General features: G+C 46.1%; 10 protein-coding genes. 6 read left to right on the top strand and 4 right to left on the bottom strand.

All coding sequences use genetic code 11. The features are described from left to right. The first annotated feature begins 111 nt into the window (after nucleotides 1-111). Entirely contained in the window at nucleotides 112-2,985 is a 2,874-nt protein-coding gene (locus tag ACE1CD_RS28940; RefSeq protein WP_374826993.1) for a GAF domain-containing protein, read from the top strand. 189 nt (nucleotides 2,986-3,174) lie between these two features. After that, nucleotides 3,175-5,058 (top strand): GAF domain-containing protein, encoded by a 1,884-nt coding sequence (locus ACE1CD_RS28935; RefSeq protein WP_374797863.1) that lies wholly within the window; start codon nucleotides 3,175-3,177, stop codon nucleotides 5,056-5,058. A gap of 111 nt (nucleotides 5,059-5,169) precedes the next feature. Here the strand turns inward: ACE1CD_RS28935 and ACE1CD_RS28930 are convergent, their stop codons facing one another. Continuing rightward, nucleotides 5,170-7,008, bottom strand: a complete 1,839-nt coding sequence (locus ACE1CD_RS28930; protein WP_374797865.1) for a caspase domain-containing protein — start codon at nucleotides 7,006-7,008, stop codon at nucleotides 5,170-5,172. Between the two features lie 83 nt (nucleotides 7,009-7,091). Here ACE1CD_RS28930 and ACE1CD_RS28925 point away from each other — a divergent pair, with 83 nt between their 5' ends. The 4 genes from ACE1CD_RS28925 to ACE1CD_RS28910 all read left to right on the top strand — a co-directional run bounded on the left by ACE1CD_RS28925 (nucleotide 7,092) and on the right by ACE1CD_RS28910 (nucleotide 11,139). Further along, nucleotides 7,092-8,789 carry a CAP domain-containing protein gene (locus ACE1CD_RS28925; protein ID WP_374797870.1) on the top strand — a complete coding sequence of 566 codons (1,698 nt, stop codon included), beginning with the start codon at nucleotides 7,092-7,094 and terminating at the stop codon, nucleotides 8,787-8,789. Nucleotides 8,790-9,161: 372 nt separating this feature from the next. Continuing rightward, on the top strand, nucleotides 9,162-9,977 hold the full coding sequence (locus ACE1CD_RS28920; protein WP_374826992.1) for a hypothetical protein: 816 nt from the start codon (nucleotides 9,162-9,164) through the stop codon (nucleotides 9,975-9,977). Nucleotides 9,978-10,209: 232 nt separating this feature from the next. Further along, nucleotides 10,210-10,386: a 50S ribosomal protein L32 gene (gene rpmF / locus ACE1CD_RS28915; protein ID WP_190462593.1), complete on the top strand. Its 177-nt coding sequence runs from the start codon at nucleotides 10,210-10,212 to the stop codon at nucleotides 10,384-10,386. Nucleotides 10,387-10,533: 147 nt separating this feature from the next. After that, the gene (locus ACE1CD_RS28910) at nucleotides 10,534-11,139 is read left to right on the top strand and encodes a sulfite oxidase-like oxidoreductase (protein ID WP_374797902.1); all 606 of its coding nucleotides are present in this window, start codon (nucleotides 10,534-10,536) and stop codon (nucleotides 11,137-11,139) included. Between the two features lie 91 nt (nucleotides 11,140-11,230). Here the strand turns inward: ACE1CD_RS28910 and ACE1CD_RS28905 are convergent, their stop codons facing one another. The 3 genes from ACE1CD_RS28905 to ACE1CD_RS28895 all read right to left on the bottom strand — a co-directional run. Then, nucleotides 11,231-12,619 carry an aldehyde dehydrogenase gene (locus ACE1CD_RS28905; protein ID WP_374826991.1) on the bottom strand — a complete coding sequence of 463 codons (1,389 nt, stop codon included), beginning with the start codon at nucleotides 12,617-12,619 and terminating at the stop codon, nucleotides 11,231-11,233. 357 nt (nucleotides 12,620-12,976) lie between these two features. Next, on the bottom strand, nucleotides 12,977-14,128 hold the full coding sequence (locus tag ACE1CD_RS28900; RefSeq protein WP_374797904.1) for a hybrid sensor histidine kinase/response regulator: 1,152 nt from the start codon (nucleotides 14,126-14,128) through the stop codon (nucleotides 12,977-12,979). Nucleotides 14,129-14,313: 185 nt separating this feature from the next. Further along, the coding region (locus ACE1CD_RS28895) for an RNA-guided endonuclease InsQ/TnpB family protein (protein WP_374797876.1) at nucleotides 14,314-14,827 on the bottom strand (514 nt) is incomplete at its 5' end.

Genomic DNA, 14,827 nt, shown 5'->3' with positions numbered 1-14,827 from the left:
GTTGGTGCAGAGAGGTTTGGGAAAACCCGCCCCCACCTTAAAATCGGTTTTCTGGCCCTAGAGTGCATAAGTCCTGACTGGATAATTTGATAAATTTTTTGGATATAAGCAATGACTTTTACAAAGAAGACACCGCAAATACCGCCAGCCATAGATCGGGAAGTATTGCTGCGTCGGATGACTAACCGCATCCGTCAATCATTAGAGTTACAGGAAATTTTGAGAGCAACTGTTGCCGAAATACGAGCTTTCTTGGGTACAGATCGGGTCATGGTCTATCGCTTCCACCCAGATAGCAGCGGCGAAGTGATTGCGGAATCGATCGACGAAGACCGCCTCCCTTCTCTACTAGGTTTGAATTTTCCAGCCGATGACATTCCACTAGAAGCCCGCGAACAATTCATCAAAGCTAGGCAACGCTCGATCGTGGATGTCGCTTCCCAGCAAATCGGTTTAAGTCCCCTCGACTGCTCTCAAACAGGCGAGCCTCTAGAAAAAGAGGATATTCGCTACCGACCTGTAGACCCGTGCCATATTGAATATCTGACAGCAATGGGAGTGTTGTCTTCCTTAGTAGTGCCGATTCTCTATTACGATGTCAGAACCCACCAGGCACAGCCCCATTTATGGGGGCTACTCGTGTCTCACCACTCCTCGCCAAAACCTATTTCGGAACTAGAGTTAGATGCTGTCCAACAAGTAGCCGATCAAGTTTCGATCGCGATCGGCCAATCTAACCTACTCAGCCTTGCCCGTCAACAAGCGCAACGAGAAGCCACAATCAACCGAGTTGCGACCCTGCTGCACGCCCAACCAACTATTCAACTGCAAACAGCTTTAGAGGAAACCGTTGCTGTCTTTCAGGGTGCTGGAGGCAGAATTTACATCCCCACATCAGAGTTTCATCCTGAAATGGAAAGTTTAGCGCACGACCAGGTATATACCTGCGGCACTCAACCCAACCAAACAGTTGACTTGTGCGGCGGCAACATGATTGAGCCGTCACAAAAACAGGGAGAATCACCGATATCCTGTGCCCGATGCCCCACAGCAGCTCCCCGATTTATCGAACAGTACCCCTGCTGGTCTTCCGCTGTAATTGGCTATCCAGAAGTTGGGAAAACAACAACTCGCGTGCGTGCGATCGCCGATATTTATCAAGACCCTCACGATCGAATACTCGCGACCGCATTTCAATCAACCAAAATTCGCGGATTATTAATAATTCCCTTGGAGTATAGGCAAAGATTTCTCGGTTATCTAACAATATTTCGCGATGAAATTGACACAGAAACTTTATGGGCTGGACAGTTCGACCCCGATCGGCGACAATACTATCCCCGTCGCTCCTTCCAGGCATGGAGAGAGTTAAAAAAAGGCCAACCTCGCAACTGGACTGCCCAAGAAATTGAACTTGCCGAAGCGCTGGGGCATCACTTTGCAATGGCAGTGCAGCAATATCAGCTTTACCAACAAGTATTTCATCTCAATGCCGACCTAGAACGCCAAGTCCAAAACCGCACGGCCCAACTACAAAAATCTTTGGATTCTGCCAGAATACTCGGCCATGTACTAGACCAAATTCGCAGTACTTTAGACTCAAAAACAATACTGCAAACCATTGTTAGAGAAGTGCAAAACTTGCTCAATACAGACCGAGCGGTGATTTACCAGTTCACCAAAGAATGGCAGGGTCAGGTAGTAGTTGAAGCCGTAAAGGGTGAGTCACTTTCTGTTTTGGGCTTTCACGGGCCAGAAGAATGCTTTGCAGAAAATGTCGCCCAACTTTACAAACAAGGTCAAATACGAGCGATTGACGATGTGTGCAAAACTAATTTAAGTCCCTGTCATGTAGAGTTTTTGCAGACAATTCATGTGCGAGCCAACATTACCGTACCAATTCGGATGGGCGAAAAACTTTGGGGTTTACTGATTGTCCACCAGTGTAACTCTCCCAGAGTTTGGCAAAATTACGAACTGGATCTGTTACAGAGGTTAGCCGATCAAGCGGCGATCGCCATTCACCAAGCAGAACTTTATCAACAAACCTGGATTGCTGCAATGCAAGAGCAAGCAAAAGCTCAACAGCTGGAGAAAGCTCTCGATGAATTGCAACAAACCCAAGCCCAATTGATTCAAACCGAAAAAATGTCCAGTTTGGGACAGCTAGTTGCGGGTGTAGCCCACGAAATAAACAACCCGGTCAACTTTATCTATGGCAACCTCATTCACGCCAGTCAATACACTCAAGATCTACTGGATTTGCTGAAAATCTACCAAGAGTACTACCCCGATCCTCACCCAGCCATTCAAGATAAAGCCGACGAGATCGAGCTAGAGTTCCTCACAAACGATCTACCAAAACTCCTAGCTTCAATGAAAGTAGGTGCCGATCGCATCCGTCAGCTAGTGTTATCCTTGCGTAACTTCTCTCGGCTCGATCAAGCCGAAAGAAAACCTGTGGATATACATGAAGGCATCGAAAGTACTCTGTTAATTTTGCAACATCGGCTCAAACCCAAAAACGGTCATCCCGGCATTGAAACGATCAAACACTACGGCCATTTGCCAACTGTAGAGTGTTACGCCAGCCAACTAAATCAAGTCTTTATGAACCTGCTTTCCAATGCCATTGATGCCCTCGAACATCGCGATCGCTTCCGCACCCCATCCCAAATGGAAGCAGAACCCAGCCAAATTACTATCCAGACACAATTTATACCCAAACATACAGACGATCGACCTTGGGTGAGAATTAAGATTGCTGACAACGGCCCAGGTATGACAGCAGATGTCATCTCCCGCATTTACGATCCATTTTTCACTACCAAAGAACCGGGCAAGGGAACTGGTTTGGGGTTGGCCATCAGTTATCAGATTCTCGTGGAAAAGCACGAGGGAGTACTAAAATGTATGTCCGAACCTGGAAACGGTACAGAGTTTTGCATTGAAATTCCCATCAGCCGCTCGCAAATTAGCAATTAAATTAAAAATAACAAAACATTGCTAAGCCTTTGCGGACAACAATATCAGTTTAAAGTGGCTTTAACTATGTTATAGTCCCAGTTATCTCAATCTAAAACCTAAAATCTAAAATTGTATAAGCGTGCATCACGGTCGGCCATCCCATTGCCACAAAGAAATTAACTTTTGAACTTGATTGCCAAACATAAAGTGTCTCAAATACCCAAAAAACAAAATCCACCTGAACTACTGCGGTTTTTAGAACATTCAAATGACATTTTCGTAGAATATGACCGGAGTTTACGTTATGTCTGGATCAATCAGACAGGCGCAAAACTACTGGGCTTGACGCTTGAAGAAGCCATCGGTAAAACTAATCGGGAATTGATTGGCTCTGCCGCAGAGCGGCTCGAAATAGTCTTGCAAGAGGTATTTAAAAAAAACGAAAAAGTGCAGGTAGATTGGGAAATTAATCTCCCATCGGGGACACGAATTTATAACTCAATTTATACCCCAATTACAGATTCCTCTGGAGCAGTGACATCCGTAATTGGGGTTGGCCGCGATGTCACGGAACTGAGATCCTTGCAGCAGACATCAGAACAAATGCTAGCTGCTGCCTACAATCAAGTCGAGCAACGCAAAGTATTAGCTGAGGTGATTGCCAGAATTCGCCAACCCCTGGATCTCGATCGCATCTTTACAGCCACGGCCAAAGAAGTTAGACAGCTGCTGAAAGCCGATCGTGTAGCGGTGTATCAATTTTATCCCGACAGCGGCTACAACGATGGCGAATTTGTCTCGGAAGATCGGGCAGCGGGTTTGTCTTCTGCCTTAGAAGCTAGGGTTCGCGACAGCTGCTTTGGGGAGCGGTATGCAGTGCATTACGAGCAAGGACAAATTCAAGCAGTTGCCGATATTTATAACACTGGACTGAGCGACTGTCACATCCATATTTTGTCACAATTTCAAGTAAAATCCAACTTAGTTATTCCCTTACTGAAAGCTAAAAAGTTATGGGGATTGCTCTGCATTCATCAATGTACAAAACCGCGTCATTGGGAAGCAACAGAGATAGAATTTGTCACTCAAATTGCCGATCATTTGGGAGTAGCTCTAGAGCAAATCGAGTTACTCGCTCAAACACGAGCCTCAGCAGCACAACTCGCCCAAGCACTCCAGGATTTGCAAAGAACACAAGCTCAACTAATTCAAACCGAAAAAATGTCCAGTTTGGGGCATTTAGTAGCTGGTGTAGCGCATGAAATCAACAACCCAGTCAACTTTATCTACGGCAATCTCACACACGCGAGCGACTACACCAACGACCTACTCGACCTGCTGCACCTCTACCAGAGGTACTGCACCCATCCCCATTCGGAAATTCAAGAGCGCCGCGAAGAAATCGATCTGGAATTCATCGCCAATGATTTGCCGAAGCTCCTCAACAGCATGAAAGTCGGTGCTGACCGCATCCGCCAACTTGTGTTATCGTTGCGTAACTTTTCTCGCCTCGACCAGTCTCAAATCAAGCTAGTAGATATTCACGAAGGGCTGGAGAGCGCTTTGTTAATTTTGCAACATCGTCTCAAAGGCAAAATAGGCCATCTTGCTATCCAAACGATCAAAAACTATGGCAAGTTGCCTCTGGTAGAGTGCTATCCCAGTCAGCTAAACCAGGCGTTTATGAATATTCTATGCAATGCGATCGACGTTTTAGAGAACCAACCCGATCCCAGGAGCATTACTATTCGCACTTCGGTAGGCCAAGGGGGTACAGAAGGAGGAGAATGGGGGACTGGGGGTGTGTGGCACAACTATCAATGCCCAATGCCTCTGCCTCAATTTGTGACAATCCAGATTGCTGACAATGGGCCAGGGATATCAGAAGCGGTCAAAGCCCACATCTTCGACCCTTTTTTTACTACAAAAGAACCCGGTAAAGGAACGGGGCTGGGGCTGGCCATCAGTTACCAAATTGTTGTAGAAAAGCACGCTGGTGTTTTGCACTGCATTTCTCAACCAGGACAGGGAGCAGAATTTTTAATTGCTATTCCCGTGCGGCAGCCAGGTAATTCCCAAGCAAAAAATTAAAAGTCAAAAGAAAGTATTTTTTCTTTTGACTTTTGACTTTTGTCTTTTATGACTGAATCCGCGCTATGTAATCAGCACTCAGGACTTGGTATGACTTGGTATCACCTGGGATCACTTTGAAGGTTGGCGTTTCCATTGCGCGATCGCCTGCTGCGCTTTTGCATAGGCTGGTGTATTTTTTGGCACTAAAGATGCTGTAGCAATAGCAGCTTTAGTATCTCCTCCAGACGCACGTTGATTAGCCAAATTGAGAATACTTTGACTCCATAAAGCGATAGACTTCTGCGCTTCGGTATACGCTGGCTGACCGGCTGGGATTTTGCGAGCCATCACGATCGCCTTGTTATAAGAAGAAGCTTCTCCCGGCTTAACCAATCCCTTGGCGCTTTGCAACGTCTTTGTGTAAGCCTGCTGCTGTTTAGCGACACCACTCCACTGTTTGATTGACTTTTGTGCTTGGGCGTAAATCGGCTGTGGGTCTTTAGGTATCAGGTTAGCTGCGGCAATCGCCCCACTGTAATCCCCTCGTTGGGCACGTCCTTGCGCCGTATCCAGAATGATTTGACTCCAGCGCTCGATCGAATCCTGCGCTTCATCGTGGTAAGGTTGACCGGATTTAATTAAACTGGCTGTAGCGATCGCCTGACTGTACTGCGAAACTTGATTCTTTTGAAGAAAGGTTTTCGCCTTATTCAACCTTTCCTGATTGATCTGTTCTACCGACTTAGGTTTAGCAGGTGCCTTCTGCCCGGACTTGGATGACAAAGCATCAGAGGGTGCAGTACCTTGACGACCCGCTGTTTGCTGACGTAAAGGACGCCCAAACAGACTCATCAATAAAAGCACTAACAGCAGTAAGCCGCCTCCCCAAAGCAGCATTTGTCGCCAGAATGTTCCTTCTTCGTCATTATCATCTTCTTCTGCCAGGATTGCATTTCTGGAATTACCGGCATGACCGTTTTTTGCCTGCGTAGTCGAGGTCGAGCTCGAAACAGCTGCTGCCTCATCTTGCAAATCAGAACGGGGTTCGATATCGTCCAAATTTCCGTTGAATGGGTTTTCCATACTCGGTGTGCTTGCTACTGTTTGCATATTGTGCTGTGCAGCCACAAAACTGGGGCTCACAGTTCCAGCCACTCCCGCTTCCGCAGTTGTACTATTGCGTTCTTCTGCTTCAGCATAGTAGCCGCTGGCCACAGGGACTCTCAGATCCGGCAAAATCACCTGATGGCTTTTTGTGGCAGGATGTACCACCACCACAGGTTCTTGTCGGGGACGCCAATGGAGTTCGCATAATTCAGGAAGGCGTTCGCTCAGGTAACGCTTCAGAGTCGCGATACTCGTATCGCCTCCTTCCGTCCGTAGCCCTTCCAAGAGAGCGGCTGTAAACAAGCCATGCTGTAAATCGGAAGCTTCGTGAGAAAATTGGGTTGGTTGACAGGAAAGGATTGTGGGTATTTCCAGTGCGCGAGCTAATTCCACGGTTTGAGTGCCTACCTGGGCACCAGCTTGGCTTCCTCCAGCTCGGTTTATATCAAGCAAAACCAGTTGCATTGAGGCTTTTGCATCCTTGAGGCTCTCGTATATCCATCGTATGGGGATGCCTGTGCCTGCAATATCGGCTGGGTTGCCATCAATAGGCATCAGGTATTCCTCTCCGTTGGATTTGAGGCCGTAGCCGCTAAAAAAGAACCAAACTTGGTCTCCTTCTTGCAACCCCTCTTGGCACAGCCAGTACATCCACAACTTAATATTTTCACTCCTTGGATAAGTGGAATGGCCCGCGATGTACGGTGATGTATCGGAGAACAGCAGACAGCGCTCCGGCATAAAACCACCCCGACCCACAAGGAAATTCCAGATTGCTTGTGCATCTGCTTGGGCATAACCTAGAGGTTGCAGGTATTGATATTGGTTTATACCGATTGCCATTAGCCAGTGATTGCTCATACAAGATGTCCCTCATGTCAACGACACTAATAGATTGTTATTAAGGATCTGAATATCAGAAATTTCAAGGTAAGAGCTTTACAATGCGAATTGCTTCTTTGAGTTTAGCGGCCTTATTGGGATTGACTGGAACTTTTTTGGCTTTGGAAGGGGCGATCGCACCGCCAATAGCTCAAGCTTATACCTCTCGCGTTAATATTACTCTCGATCGACAACCAAATGAATCCTATGCCACCTTAGTTCGCAGAGCCGAGGCCGTAGCTAGAGCTGCTGCTCAGCGTAGCTTCGACAATGACATTTTAGTCACAGAAGCTGCCATTATTATCACTGGCCAACATCTTGGTTTGTCCGCACCGATTTTGACTTTGCAGGTCAGTCGCGATAACTGGAAAAACCATCCGGATACCATGCGCTGGGCTACCTACTATCCCAAATCTAAGCAGCTGCTGAGGATTGATGACCCTACTCCCGTGGCAGTTGCCTCTCCAGCACAGCAAAGGCCAGAACCTACTCTGGGCACGGGTATTATTCAAAGTACCCTGAGATGGTCTACCACGGATGACCTGGATTTAGAAATCACCGATCCCAGCGGTCAAAGGGTTTTCTTCCAAAATAAGAGAGTGGCGTCGGGAGGTCAACTTGACGTTGATAGCAATGCAGGTTGTCAAAATACCATTACAAATCCCGTCGAAAATATTTTTTGGCCTGCATCAGGAGCTCCTCCGGGTAATTACACTGTCAAAGTCAACCTTTACCAACGCTGCGGAACGCAAACAGGGCCAGTGCCATTCAGGTTGAGGTTACTGGTACAAGGTAATACGCGGGAATTGACAGGAAATGTCGATGATTCCAATCAAACTGTTAGTTTTCCTTTCTCTATAGCTCCCCCTGGCTCGACAACACCCGGACAATTGCCAAACGGCCCCTCAAATGGTAGCGGTACGGGCCCTCAACAGTCTGCACCCGCTACAACACCTGGGCGCACTCCAGCCAACCGCACCAATAATCAACCCACCAATCGCAGCAATAGCGGTACGCAGCGGTCTAATCCAGCCAATAATTCCGGACGTTCTTCTACTAATCGCAGCAGTAGCGCTACACAAAGACTTAATCCAGCCAATAATTCCGGACGTTCTTCTCCCAATCGCAGCAGTAACGCGACACAAAGATCTAATACCGCTAATAATTCCAGACGTTCTGCGACCAACACTACAGCTAGTTTCCTTTCTAGTTTGGAAAGAGGTATTGTTGGGGAAATGAACCGCGCTAGGACGAATCCCTCCGCCTATGGTGCGATATTGCAGAGCCAGAGACGGTATTACAAAGGCAATCGACTGGAATTGCCAGGACAAATTCCGATTATTACCAAGGAAGGCGTTAGGGTAGTTGATGAAACGATTAACTTTTTGAAATCGACCCGTCCGGTGTCAGCACTTAACGCCTCCAGAGGTATGTCCTTGGGGGCTAGGGATCATGTGCGAGACCAAGGGCCAAAGGGTCGGAGAGGTCATATCGGCACTGACGGTACAAACCCGACTGCTAGAGTTAATCGCCACGGCTCTTGCCAAGCATATTGTGCTGGCGAGAATATCAGTTACGGGCTAGATACGCCGCAGAAAGTTGTGATGCAGTTAATTATCGATGATGGAGTTCCCGATCGCGGTCACAGAATCAATATGTTTAACCCCGCTTTCCGCATCACTGGTGTTGCCTGTGGCCCGCACAAAGTATACAGAACTATGTGCGTGATTACTTATGCCGGAGGTTATACAGAGAAGTAATAAAATTGAGCGGGGGAGAAAATGTCGGTATATGGACTTTTCTATAGACATTCCAAAATAATCGACATTACAGATCTTTTCATGTGACCGGCTCCGGGTCGGTAAATCAGTCTATGGGCAAGGCACTTTGTATTCCATGATGTAGATTATAGGCCCAATAGCTCAGAGGTAGCGTTAAGGGGAAGATAACTCAAACCCGATCTGTTGATTGCGATCGAGGAGCTAGAGCTAATTATGTCTAAGCCAAATCTGTTTGTATCCAACCCCTCTTTGAACACAAAGTTACCTAAAAAAGGAAGCCTTGCCCTTTCTCGCTCAATCCGCTGTTTAAGTGTAAGAGTCCCTGTTTCACTGCTAAGTTTAGTAGCCTTGATGGGGTTCTCAGGCAGTTTCTGGTTTTCTAACCAAGCGAATGCACAAAATGCAGGCACTCGCCTAACACAAACCATACAGAGATCCGACATCGCTCGCCTTAATCTTACTCTCAACAGTCAGCCGAATGAAAATTACGACACGCTGATTCGCAGAGCGGAAGCAGCTGCAAGAGATGTAGCTGGACGTAGTTTTAGCCAAAACGCTGCGATTAGAGGAGTTGCTGTCACGATTTTGGGCCAAAATGCCGGTTCGATCGCACCTCTTCTTTCCCTGCAAGTAAATCGTCAAAATTGGATAAGTCAGCCTGACACGCAACGCTGGGCTACATATTTCAAAAACGCTCCCACTCTTTTGGGTATAAATACCGCCCCAAACGTTGCCGATCGCCCTGGTAATGGCAATACTACACAAGCGCAGACAGCACCTAATGGTACTCCTGTCAATGGCGGGCAAGTTCAAACTACAGGGCCAGCGGGTGCAAATGGGGCAACTAACCTCAATAATCCGGCTGGAGGATTGGGAACTGTGAACGGTACTCCTACCACCACGGGGACTCAACCTGATTTCAATAACATCAACGGCACCAACGGCACTAACGGTAGCGGATTGAACGGCACTCCAACTACCACGGGGACTCAGCCGGGTTTCAATAATACGAACGGTACCAACAGCAACGGATTCAACGGTACTGGCTTCGGTAATACGACCGGGACTCCAACTACCACGGGGACTCAGCCGGGTTTCAATAATACGAACGGCACCAACAGCAACGGATTCAACGGTACTGGTTCCGGTGGGACAACAGGTCGCTAAAAAAAGGTACGAAATACGAAAAAAGCCCAGTTTCGAGGGTCAGAGTGCATAATCCCAAATCCGGGTCTGCTACGCTCTTTTTCAGCCTCAATGTTCTTCTGCAACTCCCCCACTCCCCCGCTCTCCCACTTTTGCCTTTGAATAACGAAGGTAATCTAAGTGGATTTGGTATCACTGGCTGAATCGATCGCCTAAAATAAGAGGGCTGTCCACCATTAGCACACTCATAATCATGGCAGTTCCTAAGAAGAAAACATCCAAGTCAAAACGGGATATCCGTAAAGCCACCTGGAAACGTAAGGCGGCGCTACAGGCACAGAAAGCCCTCAGCTTGGGCAAGTCAATTCTGACCGGTAGGTCTACATTCGTCTACCCATCCAAGGAAGAAGAAGAGGAAGAAGAGTCATAACAGCTAGTTAGCTCGATCGAGCAGTCAGTTAACCCACTGCTGATTGTGTTGAAAAATGTGAACATAAATGCTAACACGACAGCTCAACCGCGCTGTCGTGTTGTGTTAGAGGGAAATTAGCTGGAAAACTTTATTGTTGTGGATGATATGTTAGGAAAATTTTTCAAAAAGCCAGGGCCAGAAATGAGCGATCGCATTCCTCCCGGTCAATACGAGACCAAGGGTTTCCCGGTGTTGACCTACGGCAATACACCTGACATCAAGATCGAAAACTGGCAATTTCGAGTCTGGGGTTTGGCAAAACCGGCCACCTTCACTTTCTCAGATTTCATGGCTATGCCCCAAAACAATTTCACCGCCGATTTTCACTGCGTTACGCGCTGGTCTAAACTCGATGTCCAGTGGACTGGGGTGAAAGTGCTGGACTTTATGAAATACATAGAGGTAGACCCCAAAGCCGCTCACATTATGGAACATTGTTATGGCGGCTACACAACAAACATCAGTATGGAAGATTTTCTGCGGGAAGAAAACTTTTTTGCCCATACTTTATTCGGCGAACCGTTACCCCCAGACCACGGTGGCCCTTTGAGGCTGGTAGTTCCCCATCTTTACGCTTGGAAAAGTGCTAAATGGCTCAACGGTTTAGAATTTATAGACAGTGAAGAACTCGGTTTTTGGGAACGCAATGGTTATCACCGACGAGGCGAACCTTGGGCGGAGGAACGCTATAGCGGCAGTTTTAATTTTTAACTAGCTATCAGCTTTCAGCAGTCAGCTTTTTGATGGCTGATAACTGATTGCTGAAAGCTAGTTAAAGGCATTGTGACGGTTAATGTCCGCCTTACTTAAGACCGAGGATTCGCTTCAGCAGATTTAATTTACCCTGATAGGGAGCGTAGCGCAATTTCATATCTACCAAAAAAGAATTTTTCAATACACTTTTTTGATGGGAGAAAGTATCAAAACTAGCTTTGCCGTGATAAGCTCCTATACCGCTGTCGCCCACACCGCCAAAGGGTAGTTCCGGTATGCCAATGTGCATCATGGTGTCGTTAATGCAGACGCCGCCGGATGAAGTTTCGCGCAAAACGCGCTCTTGACGATCTTTGTTTTTAGAAAAGAAGTAAAGGGCTAGAGGTTTTGGTCGATCGTTAACTATAGAAATCGCTTCTGATATATCGTTGTATGTTATAACTGGCAGAATTGGGCCAAAAATTTCCTCTTGCATAATCGGTGCATTAAGCGATACATTGTCTATTACTGTTGGAGCTATATAATTGTTTTCTGCATCCGTTTCCCCACCCACAATAATTTGGCCGTCTTTCAAGAAAGTTGCCAGTCTGGAAAAGTGTTTTTTATTGATGATTCTGGTATAGTCGGGGCTTTTGGCTGGCTCGTCGCCATAAAATTCTTGAATGCACTTTTTGATTGCATCTAACAAATCTTTTTTGATATTGTGATTGACTAATAGATAATCGGGTGCAATGCAAGTTTGTCCGGCATTGATAAACTTACCCCAAGCTATTCTTCTGGCGGTGATATCGATTTGGGTATCGGCATCAACTATACACGGACTTTTGCCGCCGAGTTCTAGAGTAACTGGTGTCAAATGTTTGGCTGCTGCTTCCATAACTATTTTGCCAACATTTGTGCCGCCAGTAAAAAAGATATGGTCAAATTTCTCTTTTAATAGCTGTTGGCTAGTTTCTACCCCTCCTTCTACAAGTGCTATATAGGCGGGGTCGAAGTTTTTTTGGAATATATCCGCCAGAACTTTAGAGGTATGGAAAGAAATTTCTGAAGGTTTTAAGATGGCACAGTTACCAGCTGCGATCGCACCTATTAAAGGTGAAATCATCAGATTAAATGGATAATTCCAAGGACTGATTATCAGCACTACGCCTAAAGGCTCTGGATATATAATTGCTGAAGATGGAAATTGCTCCAATGGCGTTGCTACTTTTTTCGCTTTAGCCCATGATTTTATGTGTTTGATGGTGTAGTCAATTTCTTTTACACCGTATAATTCGGTCAGATAAATTTCAAAATCTGGTTTCTTTAAGTCGGCTTTAACAGCATTTGCAATAGCTTGTTTGTTCTCTAAGATTGCTTGCTTTAAAATCTGAAGTTGTGCGATGCGAAAGGAGATATCTTTTGTCTTGCCAGTGCTGAAAAACTTACGCTGTTGTTGCACAAGTTGGCTAAATTTTAATTCTACTTGAGCTATCATGATATTTTGCTGAACGAAGATAATTTGACCAGTTTCTGAAAATTGACTTACAGATATCTTAGTACATGGGCAAAGAAACCCAGTTTCTACCAAGAATAGTGTTTTTAGTAGTATTTTAACTGACCGATCGAATCTATCGATACTTTACAAGTAGTTTGAAAATCGGTTTCGATCCTTGTCATAGGTAATTCCTGTATCATCAATCCAAGCCGCAGACAGAAATTCGACTTTTCCGTACTTAGTATACCAAATTATTAGTTTTATGGGGCGCTACACCTTTGCTGGCTGCGATTTCAAGGAGATCGCCCCAAAGAGCGCAAGTACACCCATCTCAAGCGTCAGCTTAGTTGGAGTAGTTCACGAATGAGATCCTCGCTTGAGTGGTAAGCGCACGATGAATCGACTTCCCTTGTTGACTTCTGATTTAACTTCAATGGTGCCGTTATGAGTTTCCAGAATTCTGCGAGACAAGTGCAGACCCAAACCGCTGCCGGCGTGCTTATGTTTGCCTTGACGAAAACGTTCAAATAAACTGGCTTGTTCTTCTACGGGAATGCCTGGGCCTGTATCTTCTACTTCAACGATTACCTCTGGTTCATCTGGATTAGCATTACCAATTGTATTGGCAAGACTGACGTTTACCGAACCTGTATCTGTAAATTTGATCGCATTGCCGATCAAATTGGTAAAAACGCGGTGAAGTTCGAGGCGATCGCCTTGTACAACGGTTTTAATTTGCGCGGGATCTTGAGGATTTTTATCCTTTACCAATTGCAAAGATAGATTTTTTTCAACAGCTAAAGGGGATAGTTCTTTAACAACTTCCTGGAGCAAATCTCTTATATCAACGGGAATGAAGTTTAGATTTTTCCGACCGGCTTCGTAACGATAAACTTCTAGCAAGGTATTTGCCATTGCCAGTAGGTTTTTATTGCTGCGAACCATTGTGTCGAGAGCTTCTTTCATTGAGGGGGAGAGTTCTCCCAACGCACCTTGCTGCATTAAACCCATCATGCGATCGGCAGCAATCAAAGGAGTTCGCAGATCGTGAGTGAGTCGGGAAACAAAATCTTCTCGCTGTTTGGCAATTTGATCCCGTTCGTCGATGCTGTGCTTGAGTCGCAGCAGACTGCGTACCCGCGCCAGCAGCTCGTCCACTTCTACCGGTTTGCGGATAAAATCGTCTGCACCGGTATCTAGTCCTTTAGCTACACTGAGGTGGTCGTAGGCGGTAATCAGTAGAATGGGGATAAACGGCAAAGAAGTATTTTCGCGCAGGCGCTTGGTGACTTCAAAGCCATCCATTCCTGGCATCATGACATCCAGTAACACCAAATCTGGCGGTGATTGCTCAACTTTAGCCAATGCTGTAAGGCCATCTGATGCTGTTGCTATTTTATAGCCCTCTTCTTCCAAGATCGCTTGGATAAGAAATACATTATCGGGAGAATCATCCACAACCAGGATGCGATCGGCTTTTTTAAAAGGTGACAAAGAAGAAAGATTCATAGTATGGGAAGTTTTGACCATAATGTTGTTATCTGTTTATTTTTGTCAATTATCTTTTGTCTTATTTTTTCGGTTAACATCTTGACTTACCTCACCCTGACGAAGGATTCCATCTGCCCGGTTTTACCCATATCCTGCGGAACCTCTTGTGCAACGCTCCTAAAGAATTCGATCGTAGCGGTGAACTACCCCGCCGCATAGGCGGACTGGGCTTCTGTACTCAATAGGGAGTGCCGCAAATGAGACTTTCGTCCCATCTTTGGTCTTACCTCCCCTCCTACAGCAGAGACGGCTGAACCATCCGCCTTTAGCATTCTGATACCCTCTGCCCGAATATTGGTCGCCGCATTGCCGTCCCTATCGTGATGAGTGCCACAGTGGGGACAAGTCCATTGCCTGACATCTAATGGCATCTCACTCACCTGATAGAAACAGTTAGAACAGAGTTTGGAACTGGGAAAGAATCTATCAATCTCAACCAACTTTCCGCCCTTACGTTCTAGCTTATAGGCTAAAAAGTTGGTGAACATTCCCCATCCACAATCAGAAATAGCTTTGGCCAAATTGTGATTGCGAACCATGCCCTTGACATGAAGATTTTCTACTATGACAGCTTGGCTATCGCTGACCAACTTGTAACTAAGTTTATGCAGAAAATCTTGCCGTGAGTTACTAACCCGTTCGGACACTTTGGCAACA

The sequence above is a fragment of the Aerosakkonema sp. BLCC-F183 genome, assembly GCF_041929145.1.
GTDB lineage: Bacteria > Cyanobacteriota > Cyanobacteriia > Cyanobacteriales > Aerosakkonemataceae > Aerosakkonema.
This window is presented reverse-complemented; position numbering and strand designations above follow the sequence as displayed.